We start from the raw sequence: 21,788 nt of genomic DNA, 5'->3' as shown, positions 1-21,788 counted from the left end.
GGGAGGTGGCTGGCCGAAGGCCAGACGGAGGGGTATCTCCCTCTCGATAGGGCGACACCCCTCCACCACTTCGTGGTCCCCCTCCCCTTGCAGGGGAGGATTTTACAGCCGCATTTGGTCGGTAGCAGCCCCATCGCTTTCCTACTCTCGCCCTTTCTGTTCCACATGCTTCGATGGAACGCCGCGCCCTTTCCCGCCTCCACTGCCGCCGCCCACGCGACACTGTCGCGTCGCTGTCCTTTCCCTGTCGCCTCGCTGTCGCGTCGCAGGCGCGGCAACGGCGCCTGATCGTCGCGCGGCCATCCCCCCGCACCGACCTGGCGCAAATCCGCCAAAAGCCGCGCCACCATAGGCCGCACAACGGTGTGAACTTTCTACTGTCGCGTCGGCGCCCCATCGCCCGGCGATCTACCGCCTAGGACAGGGGCAGCAGGCGGGCCTTGCCGTCCGGTGTCGGGAACCTCCCCTCGTCGAACGGCAGTTCGCCCCAGCGCCAGGGGGTCAGCTCGTCATAGGCGGGGTTGGAAATCGGGGCATGACGGCGCAGGTTGAGCAGCCGCGCGCCGTCATTGCCATAGGCGGTCAGGCGCACATGCTCGCGGTAGATTTCCGCCGCCCATTCATAATGAAAGGCCGCCTGCCAGCCCATGGCGCGGGCGACCTGGGTGACGATCCACCAGTCGGGCTTCGCATCGCCGGGCAGCGGGAACAGCCGGCGCTGGCGGCTGATCAGCCGGTCCGCCCCGGTCAGCGTGCCGTCCTTCTCGACCCAGCTCGCCGATGGCAGCAGGATGCCGCGCCCGTCCCGCTCGGGATCGGCCCAGGGGGTGGAGCGGATCGCCAGCGGCACCGTGTCCAGCGCTGCGCGCAGCCAGGCCGGATCGATGCCGTCGCCGCTTATGCTCCACAGCGCGCGGATGCGCCCGCTCCGCACCGCGTCGGCTAGTTCCGCGCCGTCCAGTCCCGGCCCTGTTGCCATCGCCTCGGCCGACCAGAAACGGGCTATTTCTGCCATAGCCGATGCCGTGAAGCCACGATGCGCCGCAAGCCCCGTCGCATTGCAGCCGACCTCGCGCCCGCCCATGCCATTGGCCGCGGCCGTCATGGCAAAGGGCGCCGCCCCCGGCCTGCCGATCCGCCCCGTCGCCAGATGGAAATCGATCACCGCCCGCGCCAGCCCCTCGTCCGCGCCGCCAAACAGCGTCACGATCCGCGGCACGGCGGCGATCCGGTCATAGAGCGCACGCAGCTCCACCGGCGACAGGCCGCAACTGCGCGCCACCGACCACAGATCATGGCGGGTCCGCAGTTGCGCCCAGAAATCGTCGGGCACGCTGACACTGCGCGCCAGATAGTCGCCATCGGTCGCGCCGACATCATGACAATGGCGCAGCAGTCCGGCGATCCAGGACGCCATGCCGTCGCGCGGCATTTCGATGCGCAGGTCGGCCTCGATGCTCGTCCCCTCGCCCGGCGCCGCCAGCAACAGCAGTTCGACGCCCTGCTCGGCCCGCGCCGCCGCGATCCGCGCGTTCAGCACCGGATGATCCTGCGCCAGATCCGCGCCGACCATCAGGATCAGTTCGGCCCGCTCGATATCCTCATAGGCGGCGGGCATCACATCCTCGCCATAGGCCGCGCGCTGCGCCAGCGCCGCGCCATCATTGGCGGCCCAGCCCGCATCGACATGGGCCGAACCGATGAAGCCCTTCATCAGCTTGTTGGCGACATAATAATCCTCGGTCAGCAGGCCGCCGCCGACATGCAGCGCCACGCTGTCCGGGCCATGCTGGGCGATCACCGCCGACAGCCGCCGCGCGACCTGTGCGATCGCCTTCTCCCAGCGTTGCGGCCGACCGTCTATCATCGGCTGGAGCAATCGCCCGTCCAGCCCGACCTCTTCCGCGATCTCCAGCCCGCGGATGCACAGCCGCCCGGCATTGGCCGGATGCATCCGGTCGCCCTCGACCATCAGGTCGCGATCCTCGCCGGTGATGGCGCGCAGGCCACAGCCGACGCCGCACCGGCCGCAAAGCGTGCGTATCACTGCCATGTCAAAGGGCTGCGCGGGTCCGGCCGGAACGGACGAAGGGGGGAAGGATCGGCGTCACCAGCGCCTGCTTAGCGGATCGGGCGCGGCGACAAAAGCATGTGCCGACAATTGCATGGCCCCGGCGCCGGGCGCACAAGGCGGTCATGCGCTTCTTCTCTCCGATTCCGCTCCTGCTGCGCGCGCTCGCGCTGCTGTCGCTTTTGCTGTCGCCATCCTGGGCCGCCGCGCAGGACAGGCGCGGGCCGCTGGTGCTTGCCGCCGCCAGCCTGCAGGAATCGATGAATGCCGCCGCCGATGCCTGGGCGCGGCAGGGCCATGCCCGCCCGGTCCTGTCCTTCGCCGCCTCCTCGGCGCTGGCCCGGCAGATCAAGGCCGGTTCCCCCGCCGACATGTTCGCCTCCGCCGACGAGGATTGGATGGACGATATCCAGAAGGCCGGCTTCGTCGCGCGCGGCAGCCGCGCCGACATGGCCGGCAACCGGCTGGTGCTGGTCGCCCCGGCCGGCAAGCCGGTGCGGCTGCGCATCGGCCGCAACATGCCTCTCGCCGCAGCGTTGAACGGCGGCCGCCTCGCCATGGCCGATCCCGACGCCGTGCCGGCGGGCAAATATGGCAAGGCGGCGCTCACCGCGCTCAATGTCTGGCCCTCGGTCGCGGACAAGGTCGCGCGCAGCGACAGCGTGCGCGCCGCCCTCGCCCTGGTCGAACGCGGCGCCACCACGTTCGGCATCGTCTATGCGACCGATGCCCGCGCCTCGAAATCGGTGCAGACGGTCGGCACCTTCCCGGCGAACAGCCATCCGCCGATCCGCTATCCGGTGGCGCGACTGACCGCCAGCCGCCACCGCGACGCGGAAGGCTTCCGCCGTTTCCTGCTGTCGGCGCAGGGCCGGGCGATCCTTGGCCGTTACGGCTTCAGCGCGCCCTGATCGCCGATTGTTTTTCTACGGATCGCGCACACCATCATCTCAAAGCCCCGCCCCATCTCCGGTTTTCAACGGACGGATCGAGACAAGGTCGGCTCCCAGCGCCTCCAATTCTGCACGATCGTGACTGACATAAAGAATCGGGATCGATGTGGCCGCGTGCAACTTGCGTATAAGCTCCAGTATCTGGTCCTTCAGGCCCTGGTCCAAGCCCGTCAATGGCTCATCCATCAACAAAAAATGAGGATTGGCTAGCAAGGCACGCCCAATCGCCACACGCTGCGCCTCCCCCCCGGAGAGAGAATGTGGCCGGCGCTCAAGCAGATCGCCGATGCCTAACATGTCGACGATAGCTGGCATATCAAGTGCGCTGCCCCTACTATGCCTTCGGCCATAAATAAGGTTCCGGCGCACGCTCATGTGCGGAAAGAGGCGCAGATCCTGAAAAATATAGCCGCAATGCCTCTGCGCGATGGGCAGGTCTACGCCGACGGCGCTGTCAAACAACGTGCCCCCGGCAATCGCGACACGACCTTCATCGGGACGTAATAGACCGGCCACCATGTTGAGCAGGCTGCTCTTGCCTGCCCCAGATGGACCAAATAGGCCGACGATCGCACTGGAACTGGCGATGTCTATGGCCAGATGATTGGCCCCCAGTCGGCGACGGACATGGATGTCAAAGGACATGGTCGCCCCTGCCCATGCGTCTCGCGAGCCATTCGGATGCCATCAGCGCGCCGAGCGACAGCGCAATCGAAATCAGTGCCAGCCGCAATACCGCATTTTCGCTGTCCGGCAGTTGCAGCGCGGAATAGATGGCGATCGGCAGTGTTCGGGTCTCCCCTGGTATATCGGATACAAAGGTAATGGTGGCGCCAAATTCCCCGATCGATCGAGCAAAACCCAGGATCATGCCAGCCAATATGCCCGGAACCGCGAGTGGCAACGAGATGGTGCAGAAGACCCGGATACGGCCGGCTCCGAGCGTCTGGGCGACAGCCTCCAATCGTCGATCGATTGTCTCAATAGACAGCCGGATAGCGCGCACCATCAGCGGCATCGCCATGATTGCTGCCGCGAGCGTTGCGCCCGTCCAGCGAAACAACAGACTGATGCCAAACCAGCTTTCCAGCCAATAACCAAAAACACCCTGCCGACCAAACAGAAGCAGCAGTAGCCAGCCGGTGACCACCGGTGGCACCACCAACGGCAAATGCACCAGTGCATCAAGCATCAGTTTGCCAGGAAAACGATAGCGCGCGAGCAACCATGCCAAGGCAAAAGCTATCGGCAGCATCGCGAAGACCGCTGTCAGACTGACCCGGAGCGAAAGCCCGATGATCGCCCATTCTTCAGCACTGATCGATGACAATAGCATGTAGTCACCGATTCACTTCGGCAAGATTGCGCATTCGCCGATCAATGGCGATGGTCACCAAAATTGTCCTTTAGCGTACTCCACGTAACGCCGTGCCCTTTTGCATTGTCCATCGTGGTGCGCGGCCTCGGTCTGGCCGGATAATCTGCGCAGGCGCCCGCAACAGCCGATCAACCGCGTTGCTGACGAGCATCTGCAGCCCTTCCTCGCTCAGAAGCCCTCCGCGAATGAGGCAGCGATCGACCAGAACTCGCCGAAACGCTGAATAGAGCGTCATGTCGGGCTGGCGCGGCGCCGACCAGAAATCATCAAGGCTCGACTGATGCACCACTCCTGGCACCTTGTAGACTGCGTGCCCCAGAACCACGACAGGCTTGCCGGCATTGAGCGCCAGCGTGCCTACAGTGCTGTTCACCGTCACCACGCCCAACGACTTGCCCACCACTTCGGCAATGTCCCAATCGGCCAGATAGACGACACGGTCCTTTACGCCATAATGAGCGGCCAGCCGGCGAGTCAGTCGGTCCCAGGCGACAAGACCGGGGTCCAGCGGATGGCGTTTCACCACAAGAGAGACATGATCAGGCGCATGCTGCGCAAAGCTCTTGATAGCGAAACGCAGCGCAGCGCGCATGTTGCCGAAGGGCGAATGAACGCGAATCTGATAGTCGGAGTTGAGTTGCAACGGGAGCGCGAAATAGGGCTTATCCTTGACCGTATCCCACGCCTTGAAAGACCGGCGCCCGTCACCGCGACGCATGACCAGCTTGCGACACCAGGCGACCGATTCCATCAGGAAACTATGCGGCCGGTGGGTTCGGTAGAATGGGAAATAGGGCCGCATGAATGCAGCGGCGAGGCCATTGCGCATCGTGTTGCGCGCACGGGCATTGAAGGTCGAGGGCACGGGCGGCAGATTATCGATATAGTCCGGCAGGCCCCGGACTAGGTCCAGGTACCATTGCGGGTCCAGCGGCAGAGTCGAATTGCCATTCACGCCATCATCTTGCAAGGTCAGGAAATCGGGGCGAATATACCCTTCCTCAACGACATGAACATGCACGTTGCGCAGCCGTGCCATGCCATGTGCCGAGGTATGGTAGGGACGGCAATCACCATAGAGAATCAGGTCCGTAACGCCATGATTGACGATAAAATCGTCAAAGAAGAGCGGCCAGTTACGAAATGTTCCACGATAATCGGTGGCCTCTCCTAGCCAATCGACCTTGTCGCCACCATTAATATTGATCCGCAGAGCAGAATGCCCGCGCTTGCGCAACGCATCCGCAAGCATCGAGAAATAGGGACCATGCGGCCCCTGCAGGAACAAGAATGTTTTGGACGTGGGTTCAGCCATGAAGGAACTCAGCGGACAATGTCATAAATCTTCGTAGCTTCCCCTGTAGCGCCCGCAACCGAATGAGCCATGTCATCGGCGGCGTCGATCCACTCGCCAGGCGGTCCACCATCAGTTCGGGACCACAAGGCAAGCGCGTCACGGGATCAATATAGCGAGGATAGAGAATGAGCGCGGCCGCGACAAGTCGATCCACGTCGAGTTGACGCCCTCTTCGCGGAGAGGATTTGGCCAGATCCCGAGTCACCCCCCAACCGGCATAGAAGGGCATGCCGTGAACCGTAACGGAGCAGCCCCGCATCAACGCCTCGAAGCCGGTCAGCGAAGACAGGACATGCACCTCGTCCACCGCCTGCACCAGTTCCATCAGGGGCGCGCCGCTGTCGATCGCGTCAGCATGTTCCAGCACGGCGGCGTCGCTCAAATGCCCCTTGCGATGTCCGGCCTGCACATCGGGATGGGGACGATAGATGATCCAGCCGTCCGGTTCTGCGCGGCGCACTCGCGCCAGAAAATCGAGATTACCATCGATCCCGGCCCCGCCCAGTTGCACCGACATGTCGTCATCGACCTGCCCCACCGCCAGCACCGTGCGCCGCCCCGGCGGCAGGTCGATCATCTGCCCCGCCTCGGCGCCATATTTGGTAACGCCGGCATCGCAGACGCGCGCGCGCAACTGCCGGGCGCGTTCGACCAGGTCCGGCGAAAATTCATGCGTGGCGAGCAAGCCTTCCAGATCGCTTGCGGCGCGCGCGTTATAATAGATGCCGCATCGATCGATCACCACCGATCCGGGCGGATGCAGCGCCGCGCCCAGCCCTCGTGAACGCAGGAATCCATCCTCTACCCGAGCCAGGGTAACACCAACGGCAGCCGCATCCGCTGTAATGGTCACGGGCACGCGCGATGGCCAGATCGCCAGCGCGCCCGCTTCCCGCCGTGCCCGCGCCAAGCCGCGTGCGGGTGGCAGGAAGGGCGGTGTGCGGACTCCATCCCACAGGAAATGACGCATCGCTTCCCGCTTCCAGAATGCCATGCCGCTTGCCGCCGCAATCCCTCTGTTGCCGTCCACATGCCGTCGCCAATCGGCCAGTTGCCCAATTGCATGGGCGGCATCGACCATCTCGCCACTGAAGCAATCGCGATAGCGGGCGCTGGCCAGCCGATAACGGGCAGCTTCCTTCAACTGCTCTGCAGAGAACGCCGCACCATCCGGCCCCAAGACCGCAATGCCCAACAAGCCGGCAACGATGGCCAGGTCATCGTCCACCTCGGCATGGACGGTCCGCGCGTCGGCCAGCAATACCCAGGGATCGCAGACCGAAGGCAGCCAATGCCCGATTGCTGGCGCTGCCCCACGCTTCGCGCTGACATCAGCGGGCATAATGCCAATCTGCCCAGCAACAAGACCGACACAGATGGAGGGATCGATGCGCACGCCTTCGCGCGCGACCAGCAGCAGACCTTTTGGCCGATGTCCCCAGAAATCGCCACCCACCCGTGCTAGCAGCAACGCATCCAGCAACGCGTCGGATATGGGCGCTAAGACGCTCTCCTGTTCCGCATAGCTGATGGCTGCAACCGCCGGATCGATGCCGGGGAAAGGCGGCGACCGCAGGAACGGAACACGGTCTGCGCGACGGCAGGCTCCGCCTCCCGCGTCGGCCATTTCCGCCATGTCCATATACCCCCGACGACGCCCTCCAAGCCGGCCAGCGTCAAGGAGGGGAATTGCATTCAACCCATTCCATGATCGCCTGAAAATTCCAGGTCAAGGAACAGTAGCAGTCACATCTTCCAATAGTTCCGCCACTATGTCGAAATAGTCACGCCAGGTCGGCGCATGCCATCCGCCGATCCGTGCAAGCTGCGCCGCCCGCTGCGGCGAATCCGCTGCGGCATAGGCGTGGATCATCCGCATCCAGCCCATACCATCGAGCGGATCGATATAATCGGGCGCATCGCCGCCGACTTCACGATGCGCCGAAATGTCGCTGCAGATCACCGGGACGCCAGCGCACAGCGCTTCGACCACCGGCATGCCGAACCCTTCGGCAAAGGACGGCATCAGCATCGCCCGCGCGCCCGCGACCAGATCCTGCATCTGGTTGTCGGGCAGCTCGCCCGCCTCGACCACATGGCCGCGCAGCGCCTCGCCCCGCTCCAGCATGTCGATGACATTCTCATTTTCCCAGCCGCGCCGGCCGATCAGCACCAGCATCGGCGCCGCATCGCCCAGTTCGTCCACCATCCGCCGCCAGATATTGAGCAGCAGCAGATGATTCTTCCGCGGCTCGATGGTCGACAGATAGACGAAATAGGGCCGCTCAGGGAGCGCCGTGCCCGACCCGCCAAACACATCGGGCGGATCGGCGCCGAAATGGGCGACGCATGTCTGGCGATCGGCCAGGCCGTTCGACAGATGCGGTTCCAGCGCGTCCAGCGTCGCCTGGCTGTTGCCGATGATCCCGGCGGCATAAAGGTCGATGCTGCGCAGCCGACGACGATGCTCGTCCGCGCCCTGCGGCCGGGCGAACTCGGGATGGCTCAGCGGAATGACGTCATGCACCAGCGTGACGAACTTCGCGCCCTCCGCGCGCAAAATCGCCCCTACCTGCGCCGCATCGTCCAGATGATGGGGCGACGCCTGCAGATAGATGCGCGGCCCCTTGGCCCTCGGCACCGGGCGCGGGCGGGTCGCGAACATGTGGCGGATCACCGCCGCCCGCTCCTTGCGCTCGTCGGGCGAATCCACATTACGCCATTTCGCCGCGGTGAAGGCCAGGAACTGGCGCACGGCAGCGTGATTCAAGCGCCCATAATAGCCGCCCGCCGGATGAACGGCGGCAAAGGCCAACCGATCGGGCATCCGCTCCAGCAATTCGCGGGCATAGACATATTCGACCCGGTCGATGCCGGTCGGCGTCGGGTGGAAAGCACGCGAGAGCAGCCGCGAGATGTCGAGGATCACCTCGGCCCCGCCCCGATCGCCGGTCAGATAGCTGTTCGCCGCCTTGGACCGCAGCGCCAGCCGCGCGCCCGGCGCCTTGAAGGGTTTGAGTGCCACGTCAGAACTGCGCGCGAATCTCTTCGGCCAGCGCCGCCAGCGCATCCTTGTCCGCCTGCGCACCGGCGCCATGGGCGGTGAAACCCTTGGGATCGCCCTCCCAGCGCGGCAGGATATGGACGTGCAGGTGGAAGATGGTCTGGCCCGCCGGCGCGCCGTTGAACTGGGCGATCTGGATGCCGTCGGGGTTCAGCGCCTTGCGGATGGCGGTGGCGACCTTCTTGGTGGTCGCCATCACCTCACCCAGCGCCTCATCCTCCATCTCCAGCAGGTTGCGCGCCTTGGACCATTTGGAAATGACCAGCGCATGGCCCCGCGTCTGCGGCATGATGTCGAGGAAGGCGAAGGTCTTCTCGTCCTCGTACAGCTTGGTCGACGGGATCTTGCCCTGCAGGATCAGGGCAAAGATATTGGCTTCGTCATAGGTGCCGTCGAGGCTCATGAAACGCCCTTAGCTGATATAATGGGCGGTCGTCTTAGCAGCGACTTCTTCGGCGGTCACGCCCGGCGCCAGTTCAACCAGCTTGAACGGGCTGTCATGGTCGAGACGCTGGAACACGCACAGGTCGGTGACGATCATGTCGACCACATTCTTGCCGGTCAGCGGCAGGGTGCAGGCCGGGATGAACTTGGGATCGCCATTTTTGGACGTATGCTCCATCACCACGATGATCTTCTTGACGCCCGCGACCAGGTCCATCGCGCCGCCCATGCCCTTGATCATCTTGCCGGGGATCATCCAGTTGGCGATGTCGCCATTCTCGGCCACTTCCATCGCGCCAAGGACGGTCAGGTCGATATGCCCGCCGCGGATCATCGCGAAACTGTCGGACGAACTGAAATAGGCCGATTGCGGCAGCTCGCTGATCGTCTGCTTGCCGGCATTGATCAGGTCCGCATCCTCATCCCCCTCATAGGGGAAGGGACCGATGCCCAGCATGCCATTTTCCGACTGCAGCGTCACTTCGACGCCATCGGGAATATGGTTCGCCACCAGCGTCGGGATGCCGATGCCCAGATTCACATAGAAGCCGTCCTCCAGCTCCTTCGCCGCACGCGCGGCCATCTCGTCACGGGTCCAGGCCATTATCACTTCTCCCCTTGGGCGGGCGGCGCCCATCTTTTGTCGGCAGGAAAAACATCGTCGAAGCCGCCCTTGAGGCCGCTGCCATAAACCGGGTTGGGCAGGACGAACCAGCCCGCGCCCCAGAGTTGCGCGATTGCCGGGCCTTGCGTCGCGGCGCGCCGCGCCGGCACGCTCTGCCCGACATTGAACAGGTCCGTGAAATCGCCAAGCTGATCGCCGCCCAGTGCAATCACGCAATAGCTGCGCGAAATCGTCCAGCGCCGGCCATCCTTGCGCGATCCCATCGTATCGTCGCCGGCCAGATACAGCGTCTGGCCATGCACCGCCTCGCCCAGCCCCGCCGCCTTGATCGCGCGCGCGGTCGCGTCGGCATTGGCGGCCGAACGGTTGGTGTTGAAGATCACCGTCACGCCCATCGCCCGCAGCGCGTTGAGGCCGCTGTCAGCGCCCGGCACCGGGCCGACCGCGCCTTCGCCGGTCTTTTCCCACGCGTCCCAGTCGGCGGCATCATAGCCCTTGCCGGTCTTCGCATCATGATATTCGAAGCCGGTGTTCAGCATCACCGTCTCATCGACGTCGAACACGGCGGCGAAGGGCCGGTTGCCGCACGGCACATATTTGGGCGCATCCAGGCTCGCGCCTTCCGCCAGCACGACAGAATCTGCCGGCCGCGCCTTCACGACGGTCGCGGCATGGGCGACCAGCGCGGTCCAGGCCTGGCGCGACAAGGCTGCCGCCTCGCCCGATCCATAAAGATATTGCATGCCCGCCGGCGGCACCGCTGGTCCGGTCGGCGTCACCGGCGCCGGGCCGGTCGCGCTCGTCGTCTCGGTCGTCGTTGCACAGGCCGCCAGCGGCGCCAGCAACAGCGCCGGCGCAAGCCGCATCATCGTCGCCATCAGGCCGCGTCCCTCTGGCGCACGGTGCGGAACTCGATCTTCTTGTCATAGGGCGCGCCGACGATCATCCGCTTGACGTAGATGCCGGGCAGATGGATCGCATCGGGGTCCAGGCTGCCGACCGGCACCACTTCCTCCACCTCGGCGATACAGATCTTCGCCGCGGTCGCCATCGGCGCGTTGAAATTGCGCGCGGTCTTGCGGAAGATCAGGTTGCCGCTCTCGTCCGCCTTCCAGCCCTTGATGATCGCGACATCGGCAAAGATGCCGCGTTCAAGGATATAGTCCTGGCCGTCGAAATTCTTGACTTCCTTGCCCTCGGCCACCGCGGTGCCGACGCCGGTCTTGGTGTAGAAGCCGGGAATGCCCGCCCCGCCCGCGCGGCAGCGCTCGGCCAGCGTCCCCTGCGGGCAGAATTCCACCTCCAGCTCACCGGCCAAATATTGCCGCTCGAACTCCTTGTTCTCGCCGACATAGGAGGAGATCATCTTCTTGACCTGGCGCGTGCGCAGCAGCTTGCCCAGCCCTTCGCCGTCGATGCCGGCATTGTTGCTGGCGATGGTCAGGTCCTTCACCCCCGAATCGCGGATCGCGTCGATCAGCCGCTCGGGGATGCCGCACAGGCCAAAGCCGCCCGCGCACAGATGCATGCCGTCGAACAGCAGCCCTTCCAGCGCGGCGGCGGCATCGGGGTAGAGCTTCTTGGCCATCGGCATCCATCCTTTTGAAATTTCGGCGCAGACTAGGCAGGCAAACCGATCAATACCAATGATTTGTTTTTTCGGTTAAACCCAAACAATGTCTATCAATCGCATCGCCTTCTACCATCTCGAAACCCTGCTGTGGATCGCGCGGCTGGGCACCTTCGCGGCGGCGGCGGCGCGCCTCAACACCACCCAACCGGCGATTTCCGCGCGGGTGCGCGAACTGGAAAGCCATCTGGGGACTGCCCTCTTCCGGCGCGAGGGGCGGACGATGGCGCTCACCCCCGCCGGGCGCGAGCTGGTGCGGGAGAGCGAGCCGCTCTGGGCGCGCTTCCAGGGCGTGCTGATGGGGTGCAGCGACATATCCGGCGCGACCGGCATCGTGCGCATCGGCGCGGGCGAGATCGCGGCGGCCAGCTGCCTGCCCGGCTTCGTCGCCCAGCTCGGCCGCGACCTGCCCCATGTCAGCCTGGAGGTCGACATCGCGCTCACCGCCGACCTCATCCAGCAGCTCGCCTCGGGCCATGCCGACCTCGCCTTCGCCGCCGGCCGCATCGCCCATCCGATGCTGCGCACCGCGCCGATCGGCAGCGTCGACCTGCTCTGGCTCGCCAGTCCCGCAACCGTCGCGACGATGGCAGACGTCCGCCCGCCGATCTGGTCGCTCACCAACCTGTCGCCGCTCTACCGCATCATGAAGGATGCGATCGCCGCGTCGGACCTGGCCGACTGCCCGCTCAACCTGTGCAACAATGTCCGCACCATGATCGACATCGTGCTGGAAGGCGGCGGCATCGGCATCTTTCCCCGGCCGATGGCGCGCCAGCAACTGGCCGAAGGGCGCCTGGTCCCGGTGCCCGGCGCCCCGCTCATGCCCCCGGTCGATTTCCACGTCGCCGTCCGCGCCGCCGAAGCCGACCCGCTGGTGCTCGCAATCTTCGACCGGGCCAGCCGGCTGGAGTTACGGGGTGAAGAGTGAAGAACGAGGGATAGGATTACGGTCAACCTGATCGGTTAAATGATGGGCTTCCGGCCCGCCCTCACAACGTCATGCTGAACTTGTTTCAGCATCCATCCAGCCCAGTAGTCCATTGGCCTGCTGGGACAAATGGACCCTGAAACAAGTTCAGGGTGACGATGCTGTTAGCGACAGCTTCCGCCCCTCAACCGCGCTGTCCTACACGCGCCTCTTCTGATTTACTTGGGGGATGGGACATCCGCCCCCAAGCAACCGCCCACCTGCAACACAGGCGTCGCTTCCCTGTCGCCCCAGTGTCGCCTCCGTGTCGCGTCGAACGCGCGCGATCGTGCCCCGATTGTCGCGCGATTGTCGCTTCGCTGTCGCGTCGCGGGCGCGTTCCCGGCGCATTGGCCCGGAATCACCCCCACGACACTGTGAACTTCGGCTGTCGCGTCGAATCTCGCGCCGCGACGCCCTGGAATCAGATCAGGCCAGCGAGCGGACTCGACGGGTCGGCATACATGCGCTTGCCCATGCGGCCGGCGCGATAGGCCATGCGGCCGGCCTCGACGCCCGCCTTCATCGCCGCCGCCATCAGCACCGGGTCCTTCGCCTCGGCAATGGCAGTGTTCATCAGCACGCCGGTGCAGCCCAGCTCCATCGCCTGCGCCGCTTCCGACGCGGTGCCCACGCCCGCATCGACCAGCACGGGCAGCTTGGTGCCTTCCACGATCAGGCGGATCGTCACCTTGTTCTGGATGCCCAGACCCGACCCGATCGGCGCGCCCAGCGGCATGATCGCGACCGCGCCGGCATCCTCCAGCCGCTTGGCCGCGATCGGATCGTCGACGCAATAGACCATCGGCTTGAAGCCTTCCTTGGCCAGCACCTCGGTCGCGCGCAGCGTTTCGACCATATCCGGGTAGAGCGTCCGCGCCTCGCCCAGCACTTCCAGCTTCACCAGTTCCCAGCCGCCCGCCTCGCGCGCCAGGCGCAGGGTACGGATCGCCTCCTCGCCGGTAAAGCAGCCGGCGGTGTTGGGCAGATAGGTGACCTTCTTCGGGTCGATATAGTCGGTCAGCATCGGGGCGTTCGGATCGGACACATTGACGCGGCGCACGGCCACGGTGACGATCTCAGCGCCCGACGCGACCAGCGCGGCGGCATTCTGCTCGAAATTCTTGTACTTGCCGGTGCCCACGATCAGGCGCGAGCGGAAGGTCTTGCCCGCTACCGTCCAGCTATCGTCATCCACCGGGGACATATCGCCGCCGCCAACGAAATGCACGATCTCCAGTTCGTCGCCATCCTCGACCTTCACATCGGCCAGGGTCGAACGCGGCACCACTTCCAGATTGCGCTCCACCGCCACCTTCTCCGGCGCGAAGCCCAGCTCGCTCGCCAGCTCGGCCAGGGTCAGGCCGTCGCGGATGCGGCGATGCTCGCCATTGATATGGATGGAGATGGTGCCGTCGATGCTCACTACATTATCCCGTTCGTGGCTGGAAACGTGTCTCGACTTGGCGCGACACGAAGGGCTAAAGATCAGCGCGCATATAGGGGCGGCGACGCCGCGCCCGCAACAGACAAGTCTCGACCGAATGGGGGATCGCCATGGCGGACACACGCAAAATCTATGTTCTTAACGGCCCGAACCTCAACATGCTCGGCACCCGCGAACCGGAAATCTACGGCTATGACACGCTGGACGACATTGCCGAGCGGATGGAGGACGCCGCCCACCGCGCCCATGTCGAGATCGATTTCCGCCAGTCCAATCATGAAGGCCACCTGGTCGACTGGGTGCAGGAGGCGCATCGCGAGGGCGCCCATGCCATCATCATGAATCCCGGCGCCTATACCCACACCTCCATCGCGCTGCATGATGCGATCAAGAGCATCACCGTGCCGGTGATCGAGATCCACCTGTCCAACCCGCACACGCGCGAGGCCTTCCGCCACAAATCCTATGTCGGCATGGCCGCCAAGGGCACGATCGCAGGCTTTGGCGCCATGTCCTACATGCTGGCGCTCGAAGCAGCCCTGGAACTGTAGAACGCACAAAAGTTGCGCTTTGGCGCAAATGAGCATAGGCGCTGGCCGCCAGAACGCATTTTGAAAGACGACAAGGGTCAAGCATGAACGACAAGCATGACAAGGGCGCGATGCAGGTGGACGTCACCCTGGTGCGCGAACTGGCAGCTTTGCTGGACGACACCAACCTGACCGAGATCGAGGTTGAAGACGGCGACCGCAAGATTCGCGTGGCGCGCAAGATCGGTGGCGGCGCCCCCATCTTCGCAGCGCCCGCTGCCGTAGCGGCACCCGTCGCTGCCCCGGCTGCGGCACCGGCCGCTGCTCCCGCCGCGGCGGCCGAGCCTGCCCTGCCCGCCGGCAATGTGGTGAAGTCGCCGATCGTCGGCACCGCCTATCTCTCGGCCGAGCCGGGCGCCGCGCCCTTCGCGCGCGTCGGTGCACAGGTAAAGGCCGGCGAAACCGTGCTGATCGTCGAGGCCATGAAGGTGATGAACGCGATTACCGCGCCCGTCGCCGGCACCGTCAAGGCCGTGCTGGTCGATAACGGCCAGCCGGTCGAATATGACCAGCCGCTGATCGTCATCGAATAAGGCCGCGATCCCATGGCCATCGAAAAACTGCTGATCGCCAACCGGGGCGAAATCGCGCTGCGCATCCACCGCGCCTGCCATGAAATGGGTATCAAGACGGTGGCGGTCCATTCGACCGCCGACGCCGACGCCATGCATGTGCGCCTCGCCGACGAGGCGATCTGCATCGGGCCGCCCGCCGCCAAGGACAGCTATCTCAACATCGCCGCGATCATCTCTGCGGCCGAGATCAGCGGCGCCGACGCGATCCATCCGGGCTATGGCTTCCTCAGCGAAAACGCCAAGTTCGCCGAAATCGTCGAGGCTCATGGTCTCGCCTTTGTCGGTCCCAAGCCCGAACATATCCGCACCATGGGCGACAAGATTGAGGCGAAGCGTACCGCTGGCGCGCTCGGCCTGCCGCTGGTGCCGGGTTCGGACGGCGCGGTCAGCGATGTCGAGGAAGCGCGCGCGATTGCCGATGCTGCCGGCTATCCGGTGATCATCAAGGCCGCGTCTGGCGGCGGCGGTCGCGGCATGAAGGTCTGCACCTCGCCCGACCAGCTCGAAACGCTGATGCAGCAGGCCGGTTCGGAAGCGAAGGCCGCGTTCGGCGACGCCACCGTCTATATCGAGAAATATCTCGGCAATCCGCGCCACATCGAAATCCAGGTGTTCGGCGACGGCAATGGCAATGCCATCCATCTGGGCGAACGCGATTGCTCGCTGCAGCGTCGCCACCAGAAGGTGCTGGAAGAAGCGCCCTCGCCCGTCCTGAGCCAGGCCGAGCGTGAACGGATCGGCGGCATCTGTGCCAAGGCGATGGCCGACATGGGCTATCGCGGCGCGGGCACCATCGAGTTCCTGTGGGAAAATGGCGAATTCTACTTCATCGAGATGAACACCCGCCTGCAGGTGGAGCATCCGGTGACCGAGATGATCACCGGCCTCGACCTGGTGCGCGAACAGATCCGCGTTGCCGAAGGCAAGCCGCTGTCGGTGAACCAGGAAGATATCCGCTTCACCGGCCATGCGATCGAATGCCGCATCAACGCGGAAGATCCCAAGACCTTCGCGCCCTCGCCGGGCACCGTCACCAGCTATCATGTTCCGGGCGGCATGCATGTCCGCGTCGATAGCGGCCTGTATCAGGGTTATAAGGTGCCGCCTTACTACGACTCCATGATCGGCAAGCTGATCGTCTATGGCCGCACCCGCGAGGGCGCGATCATGCGTCTGCGCCGCGCGCTGGAGGAATATGTGATCGAAGGGATGAAGACCACCATCCCGCTGCACCAGGCGCTGCTGAAGGATCCCGAATTCCTCAACGGCGACTATACGATCAAGTGGCTGGAAGAATGGCTTGCCCGTGAGGATGGCCAGTGAAGGCCACCATCTGGCACAATCCCAAATGCGGCACGTCGCGCAAGACGCTGGCGATCCTTGAGGAAACGCCAGGCGTCGAGGTGGAGGTGGTCGAATATTTGAAGACCCCCTTCACCCACGACAAGCTGGCCCAGCTGTTCGCCGACGCCGGGATGACCCCGGCCGAAGCGATCCGCAAGATGGGCACCGATGCCGAGGAACGCGGCCTGTCGGACATGACGGCGGATGCGATCCTGGACGAGATGGCGGCCAATCCGGCCTATGTGAACCGCCCCTTCGTCGAAACCGAAAAGGGCGTGCGCTTCTGCCGCCCCCAGGACAAGGTTCTGGAAATCCTCTGAATATCAGCCGCTTGTCACGCCCATGTAACAAGCGGCTGATTTGAGCCCTTGCTTTGACGGGGGGAAGCCGTAGCTTCCTCTCCCATGGCAAAGGAACCGGCATTGGCGACCATCGCCGTCTACAGCCTCAAGGGGGGCGTTGGCAAAACCACCTTTTCGGTCAACCTCGCCTGGGCGTCGGCGAGCATATCGAAACGGCGCACCCTGCTTTGGGATCTCGACCCGCAGGCCGCGTCGAGCTGGCTCCTCTCCACCGATCTTGAAAGCCGCGATGCGGCCCAGGCCATCTTCAGCAAGGATGTCGAGGTCCGCAAGCTGATCCAGCCCACCACCGTGCCGGGCCTGGACCTGATCGCCGCCGACACCTCGCTGCGCAGCCTAGACCATCTGTTCCGCGAGATGGACAAGAAGAAGCGGCTGGCCAAGCTGATCGACAGCCTGGGCAAGGATTATGACCGCATCATCCTCGATTGCCCGCCGGGCCTCACCGAAACCAGCGAGCAGGTGCTGCGCGCCGCCGACCTGATCGTCATCCCGGTCATCCCCTCTCCCCTGTCACAGCGCGCGATGGGCGAGGTGGCGCGCTATCTGGTCCAGCGCGGCGGCAATCATGCGCCGATCCTGCCGGTCTATTCGATGGTCGACCGCCGCCGCAGCCTGCATCGCAAGGCACTGGACGAACAGCCCGGCTGGGGCGCGATCCCCATGGCCAGCACGATCGAGCAGATGACGGTCCGCCGCAAGCCGCTGGGTGCGTTCGCCCCCGCCTCCCCCCCGGCCCAGGCCTTCGGCGCGCTATGGACGATGGTCGAGCGGCAGGTTCAGCAGGCTGAGACCCTGCCTCAGCCAACGGCGCAGGCATGCGCCGGCGGATCGGGGAACAGGCGCGCCGCATCCTGCGGCAGCATCGGCCGGCCATAATAATAGCCCTGCACCTTCTTACAGCCCAGCCGGCGCACCATGTCCAGTTCGGTCGCGGTTTCCACCCCTTCCGCCGTGGTCGACATGCCCAGGCTTTCCGCCAGCGTCACCACCGCCCGGATGATCGCCAGATTCTCTGGCGTGTTATGCGCCGCCCCGACGACGAAGCTGCGGTCGATCTTGATCGTGTTGAAACGGGTGCGGCTGAGATAACCGAGCGAGGAATAGCCGGTGCCGAAATCGTCGAGCGACAATTGTATGCCCATCGACTGCAACTGATCCAGTACGCGCAGCGCGCCGTCATCCTCATGCATGAACACGCTTTCGGTGACCTCCAGCTCCAGCCGCCGCGCATCGAGCCCGCTCTGGGCCAGCGCATTGATCACCGCGGAGATGAAGTTGGACTGGTGCAGTTGCTCCGCCGACACGTTGACGGCAACCCTTATATGCGCGGGCCAGCGCATCGCCTCGCGGCAGGCGGTGCGCAGCACCCATTCGCCGATCGGCCCGATCAGCCGCGCTTCTTCGGCCACCGGCACGAATTTCGACGGCGGGATCGGCCCCAGTTCGGGATGGGTCCAGCGCGCCAGCGCCTCGAACCCGGTGATCACGCCGGACGTCGCATCCACGACCGGCTGATAGAGAAGATGGAGCTGATCCTTCTCCAGCGCCTCGCGCAGCGCCTGCTCCAGCCGCTGCCGTTCCTCCGCCTTGGCATGCAACTGCGGCTCATAGGGGCAATGGACACCGCCGCCTTCGTCCTTGGCGCGATAAAGCGCCAGATCGGCGCTGCGGATGATCGATTCGGACTGATGCCCATCGATAGGCGAGACGGCCGAGCCGACCGACGCCCCGACATGCAGCACATGCTGATCGATCTGATAGGGGGCCGACAGGGCGTCGATGATCGCGATCGACAGGCGCGCCACCGCCCGGTCGTCGTCGATCCGCGCAATCACCACGCCAAATTCGTCGCCACCGATGCGACCGCAAAATCCGGCACCGCCACAGACATGGCGCAGACGCTGCGCCACCTGGCTGAGCAGCTGGTCGCCGACCTGATGGCCCAGGCTGTCATTGATCGCCTTGAACCGGTCGAGATCGAGCATCAGGAACGCGCAGCCGGGCCGGCGATTGCCGGTGTCTGCCATCGCCTGATCCAGCGCATCGCGCAGATGGGCGCGGTTGGGCAGGCCGGTAAGCGTGTCGAACCGCGCCAACTGGGCGATCTTGTCGGCCGATTCCCGCTGGATGGTGATGTCCGACCCGACACCGCGAAAGCCCTGGAAATTGCCATTGTCATCATAGCGGGGCGAGGCCGACAGTTCGAGCCAGCGCGTGCGCCCCTGCACATCGACGGGCAACGCCAGATTGCTGAAGCTTTCCCGCCGCTTGAGATGATCCGCCAGGCTATGCAGGCTGGAGGCGAAGCGGCCGCTTTCCCATCCGGCGCCGGCCAGAACCTGGACCAGCGGCGCCCCTTCCAGCGCCTGCGGCGTCATGCCGACGCTTTCGGCGAAACGCTGGGATACGCCGCTGATCCGGCGCAGCGCATCGGTCTGCCACAGCCAGTCGGATGCGCCCTGCTCATATTCGCGCAGCAACAGGCTGACGACTTCGGTCTGCTCGGCCAGCTGGACCGTGGTGCTGTGCTGGCGCGCGAAGGTGCGGGCATAGATGAGGCAACCGACCAGCAGCGACAGTGCATAGCTGGTGGCGAGCGCCCGCAGCGGTAACAGGGTTTCGCCGTCGAACATCGCCGACAGGCCGACGATGCAGGGCACCAGGAAAGCGATCGCGGCCAGCGGCGTCGCCGCATAGCTGATTGCGCCGCACACCATGATGCAGCTGATGAGGGTCCAGAGCGCCACGAGATGCTCAGCCCCCTCTCCCCTCGAAAAAAGCGTCATGCAGGCCGCCCAGACCAGGCCGTGCAGCAGGCCGGTCAGGGCATGGCGGCGCAGGTCGCGCGCCTGCGGCACGCCGCCGGCACCGATCTTCCGGCGATGGATCAACAGGGCACTGATAGCAACGGCACCGATCAGCGCGACGCTCCAGCCGATCATGACGGTCGCCGAAACATGGCTGCCAAACACGCGCCAGAGGAACAGCAGGCCGAACACGTTCATCGCCAGACGCAGCAGCGCGACGCTATCTGCCGACTGCAACTGGGCAGTCAGGACGCGCATATCGGCTTCATCGACGAGGCGTGCGAGCCCCATCATCGCCCTTAGCGAGCCCCGTCCCTGTCGGTCGGTTTCGGATTGCCCTTGCTCGATACCCACATGCCCGGCCTAGCAGGCAATGGTTATCAATCGGTATGCGTCGCCCGATCAGGCAGCGATATCGTAAGGACGGATCTCGCCGGTCAGATAGAGGTTGCGTGCCTTGGACCGGCTGAGCTTGCCGGAGCTGGTGCGCGGCAGGGTGCGCGGCGGCACCAGTTCGACGACGCAGTTCATGCCGGTGATGGCGCGAACCCGCTCGCGAATCTGGTCGCGCAGACGCGAACGCTCCTCATTGTCGGAGGTGCGGCAATGGACCAGCACCGCCGGCGCTTCCTCGCCGCCCGGCGTGGTGATCGCGAAGGCGGCAATATCGCCCTGCTTGAAGCCCGGCAGCTGCTCCACGGCCCATTCGATATCCTGGGGCCAGTGATTTTTGCCGTTGATGATGATCATGTCCTTGGCGCGACCGACAATGTAGAGATAGCCATCGGACAGATAGCCCATGTCGCCCGTGTCCAGCCAGCCATCCGCCATGCAGGCCTCGGTCGCTTCGGGATCCCGGAAATAGCCGACCATCAGCGAGGGGCCGGTGGTCCAGACCTTGCCGATCTGGCGCTCGTTCATCAGGCCGCCATCCTCGTCGCGGATCTCGACGATCATGTCCTTGGCGGGCTTGCCGCAATTGACGATCGAGCGGAAACGTTGCGGACGGCCTTCCGGTGCGGCACCGCCCGACAGGTCGGTTTCCTCCACCAGTTCGACGATGATGCCTTCGCCCGGCGGCATGATAGTGACCGCCAGGGTCGCTTCGGCCAGGCCATAGCTCGGCAGGAACGCCTTGGGGCTGAAGCCGGCATCGCCAAACGCATCGACGAAGCTCTGCATCACGTCGGGGCGAATCATGTCAGCGCCATTGCCGGCCAGGCGCCAGCGCGACAGGTCGAAACGGTCAGCAGCCTTGGTCTGGCTCGACATGCGACGCGCGCAGATGTCGTAGCCGAAGGTCGGCGAATAGCTGATCGAGGTGCCTTCATTGCGGCTGATCAGGTCCAGCCAGGCCAACGGACGACGGGCGAAATCCTCGGTCTTCATATAGTCGGTCGACACCTGATTGGCGACGACCGACAGGAAGCAGCCGACCAGGCCCATGTCATGATACCAGGGCAGCCAGCTGATGCAGCGATCGCTTTCCTGCACTTCCATGCCATGGCTGTGCGCCGACAGGTTGGACAGCAGCGCATGGTGCGTCACGGCGACGCCATGGGGGAAGCGGGTCGAACCGCTCGAATATTGCAGATAGGCGATTTCCTCGCCCTTGGCCTGCGGCAGGTCGCAGGCGATCGCTTCGCGGGCGATGAAATCCTCGAAGGCGATGCTCTCGACCGACTTCTGCCGACCGGATTCGCCCGCCATGTCCTCCAGTTCCTTGGGGAAGAGGAACAGCATCGGGTCACAGCTCGACAACTGGACATTGAGCTGGTCGATATAGCTTTCCTTGCCGCCAAAGCTGGTCGGCAGCGGCAGCGGCACAGGCCAGGCGCCGGCATAGACGATGCCGAAGAACAGCATGGCGAAGTCGGCGCCGGTTTCAGCGACCAGGGCGACGCGGTCCTCGGGCTTCACGCCATGGGCGATCAGGCGATGGGCACAGGCGATCGCGTCCTCGCGCAGTTCGCTGAACGGATAGGGCCGCGCCAGATTGCCGCGCGCATCATGGAAATTGAGACCGCGCTTGCCCTGCGCCGCATAATCCAACGCTTCGCCCAACGTCTCGAAATCGGAGAAGCGGCGCGGAAGAACATCGTTGGTCGGCGTAGGTGCCATCATAATCTGCGAACCCGTCATATTGGTGTCACCCAATGTCATATCTG

Annotated in this window: 20 protein-coding genes; 7 read left to right on the top strand and 13 right to left on the bottom strand. The window is 64.6% G+C overall.

The genetic code is table 11. From position 1 onward, the window contains the following. Nucleotides 1-415: 415 nt before the first annotated feature. Nucleotides 416-2,053 carry a molybdopterin-dependent oxidoreductase gene (locus tag DIZ22_RS00205; protein ID WP_048936432.1) on the bottom strand — a complete coding sequence of 546 codons (1,638 nt, stop codon included), beginning with the start codon at nucleotides 2,051-2,053 and terminating at the stop codon, nucleotides 416-418. A 143-nt stretch (nucleotides 2,054-2,196) separates the two neighbouring features. On the opposite strand from DIZ22_RS00205, the gene modA reads away from it, so the two are divergent. Further along, nucleotides 2,197-2,982 carry a molybdate ABC transporter substrate-binding protein gene (modA, locus tag DIZ22_RS00200; protein WP_122927848.1) on the top strand — a complete coding sequence of 262 codons (786 nt, stop codon included), beginning with the start codon at nucleotides 2,197-2,199 and terminating at the stop codon, nucleotides 2,980-2,982. A gap of 39 nt (nucleotides 2,983-3,021) precedes the next feature. Here modA and DIZ22_RS00195 read toward each other — a convergent pair whose 3' ends face one another. The 9 genes from DIZ22_RS00195 to DIZ22_RS00155 all read right to left on the bottom strand — a co-directional run bounded on the left by DIZ22_RS00195 (nucleotide 3,022) and on the right by DIZ22_RS00155 (nucleotide 11,480). Continuing rightward, nucleotides 3,022-3,669, bottom strand: coding sequence for an ATP-binding cassette domain-containing protein (locus tag DIZ22_RS00195; RefSeq protein ID WP_048936430.1), 648 nt, complete (start codon nucleotides 3,667-3,669; stop codon nucleotides 3,022-3,024). Then, a complete protein-coding gene (modB, locus tag DIZ22_RS00190; protein ID WP_037506164.1) occupies nucleotides 3,659-4,360 on the bottom strand; it encodes a molybdate ABC transporter permease subunit in 702 nt (233 codons plus the stop codon). The genes DIZ22_RS00195 and modB overlap by 11 nt, the downstream gene beginning before the upstream one ends. Nucleotides 4,361-4,430: 70 nt before the next feature. Further along, nucleotides 4,431-5,717: a capsular biosynthesis protein gene (locus DIZ22_RS00185; RefSeq protein WP_048936429.1), complete on the bottom strand. Its 1,287-nt coding sequence runs from the start codon at nucleotides 5,715-5,717 to the stop codon at nucleotides 4,431-4,433. Further along, the gene (locus DIZ22_RS00180; protein WP_164488840.1) at nucleotides 5,710-7,395 is read right to left on the bottom strand and encodes a beta-3-deoxy-D-manno-oct-2-ulosonic acid transferase; all 1,686 of its coding nucleotides are present in this window, start codon (nucleotides 7,393-7,395) and stop codon (nucleotides 5,710-5,712) included. Before DIZ22_RS00180 ends, DIZ22_RS00185 begins: the two co-directional genes overlap by 8 nt. 93 nt (nucleotides 7,396-7,488) lie before the next feature. Next, nucleotides 7,489-8,784, bottom strand: a complete 1,296-nt coding sequence (locus DIZ22_RS00175; protein WP_048936428.1) for a glycosyltransferase family 1 protein — start codon at nucleotides 8,782-8,784, stop codon at nucleotides 7,489-7,491. 1 nt (nucleotide 8,785) lies between these two features. Then, nucleotides 8,786-9,226 (bottom strand): HIT family protein, encoded by a 441-nt coding sequence (locus tag DIZ22_RS00170; protein ID WP_004210376.1) that lies wholly within the window; start codon nucleotides 9,224-9,226, stop codon nucleotides 8,786-8,788. Nucleotides 9,227-9,235: 9 nt separating this feature from the next. Then, complete coding sequence (locus DIZ22_RS00165; RefSeq protein WP_048936427.1) at nucleotides 9,236-9,871, bottom strand: CoA transferase subunit B; 636 nt, start codon at nucleotides 9,869-9,871, stop codon at nucleotides 9,236-9,238. 2 nt (nucleotides 9,872-9,873) lie between these two features. Continuing rightward, a complete protein-coding gene (locus tag DIZ22_RS00160) occupies nucleotides 9,874-10,770 on the bottom strand; it encodes an HAD family acid phosphatase (RefSeq protein WP_048936426.1) in 897 nt (298 codons plus the stop codon). Continuing rightward, the gene (locus tag DIZ22_RS00155; protein WP_048936425.1) at nucleotides 10,770-11,480 is read right to left on the bottom strand and encodes a CoA transferase subunit A; all 711 of its coding nucleotides are present in this window, start codon (nucleotides 11,478-11,480) and stop codon (nucleotides 10,770-10,772) included. The genes DIZ22_RS00160 and DIZ22_RS00155 overlap by 1 nt, the downstream gene beginning before the upstream one ends. Nucleotides 11,481-11,568: 88 nt before the next feature. Here DIZ22_RS00155 and DIZ22_RS00150 point away from each other — a divergent pair, with 88 nt between their 5' ends. Further along, a complete protein-coding gene (locus tag DIZ22_RS00150; protein ID WP_048936424.1) occupies nucleotides 11,569-12,453 on the top strand; it encodes a LysR family transcriptional regulator in 885 nt (294 codons plus the stop codon). A 463-nt stretch (nucleotides 12,454-12,916) separates the two neighbouring features. On the opposite strand, the gene thiS is transcribed toward DIZ22_RS00150, so the two are convergent. Beyond that, nucleotides 12,917-13,918 (bottom strand): sulfur carrier protein ThiS, encoded by a 1,002-nt coding sequence (thiS, locus tag DIZ22_RS00145; protein ID WP_122927846.1) that lies wholly within the window; start codon nucleotides 13,916-13,918, stop codon nucleotides 12,917-12,919. Between the two features lie 131 nt (nucleotides 13,919-14,049). On the opposite strand from thiS, the gene aroQ reads away from it, so the two are divergent. The 5 genes from aroQ to DIZ22_RS00120 all read left to right on the top strand — a co-directional run bounded on the left by aroQ (nucleotide 14,050) and on the right by DIZ22_RS00120 (nucleotide 17,689). Then, nucleotides 14,050-14,490 carry a type II 3-dehydroquinate dehydratase gene (gene aroQ, locus DIZ22_RS00140; RefSeq protein ID WP_004210356.1) on the top strand — a complete coding sequence of 147 codons (441 nt, stop codon included), beginning with the start codon at nucleotides 14,050-14,052 and terminating at the stop codon, nucleotides 14,488-14,490. Between the two features lie 83 nt (nucleotides 14,491-14,573). Beyond that, nucleotides 14,574-15,062 (top strand): acetyl-CoA carboxylase biotin carboxyl carrier protein, encoded by a 489-nt coding sequence (gene accB / locus DIZ22_RS00135; protein ID WP_004210355.1) that lies wholly within the window; start codon nucleotides 14,574-14,576, stop codon nucleotides 15,060-15,062. 12 nt (nucleotides 15,063-15,074) lie between these two features. Beyond that, the gene (gene accC, locus DIZ22_RS00130; protein WP_004210354.1) at nucleotides 15,075-16,427 is read left to right on the top strand and encodes an acetyl-CoA carboxylase biotin carboxylase subunit; all 1,353 of its coding nucleotides are present in this window, start codon (nucleotides 15,075-15,077) and stop codon (nucleotides 16,425-16,427) included. After that, on the top strand, nucleotides 16,424-16,768 hold the full coding sequence (locus DIZ22_RS00125; protein ID WP_048936423.1) for an arsenate reductase family protein: 345 nt from the start codon (nucleotides 16,424-16,426) through the stop codon (nucleotides 16,766-16,768). The genes accC and DIZ22_RS00125 overlap by 4 nt, the downstream gene beginning before the upstream one ends. 84 nt (nucleotides 16,769-16,852) lie before the next feature. After that, nucleotides 16,853-17,689, top strand: coding sequence for a ParA family protein (locus DIZ22_RS00120; protein WP_240626788.1), 837 nt, complete (start codon nucleotides 16,853-16,855; stop codon nucleotides 17,687-17,689). On the opposite strand, the gene DIZ22_RS00115 is transcribed toward DIZ22_RS00120, so the two are convergent. Together DIZ22_RS00115 and DIZ22_RS00110 are read right to left on the bottom strand one after the other, a co-directional pair. Continuing rightward, complete coding sequence (locus tag DIZ22_RS00115) at nucleotides 17,611-19,914, bottom strand: EAL domain-containing protein (RefSeq protein ID WP_122927845.1); 2,304 nt, start codon at nucleotides 19,912-19,914, stop codon at nucleotides 17,611-17,613. The genes DIZ22_RS00120 and DIZ22_RS00115 overlap by 79 nt on opposite strands. A 108-nt stretch (nucleotides 19,915-20,022) precedes the next feature. Beyond that, nucleotides 20,023-21,783: a fatty acyl-AMP ligase gene (locus DIZ22_RS00110; protein ID WP_048936421.1), complete on the bottom strand. Its 1,761-nt coding sequence runs from the start codon at nucleotides 21,781-21,783 to the stop codon at nucleotides 20,023-20,025. Between the last annotated feature and the right edge of the window lie 5 nt (nucleotides 21,784-21,788).

Origin of the sequence: Sphingobium sp. LF-16 (genome assembly GCF_003711185.1) — a bacterium.
Taxonomy (GTDB): Bacteria; Pseudomonadota; Alphaproteobacteria; order Sphingomonadales; family Sphingomonadaceae; genus Sphingobium; species Sphingobium yanoikuyae_A.
The sequence above is the reverse complement of the archived record's forward strand: the minus strand, read 5'-3'. Positions and strand labels throughout refer to the sequence as shown.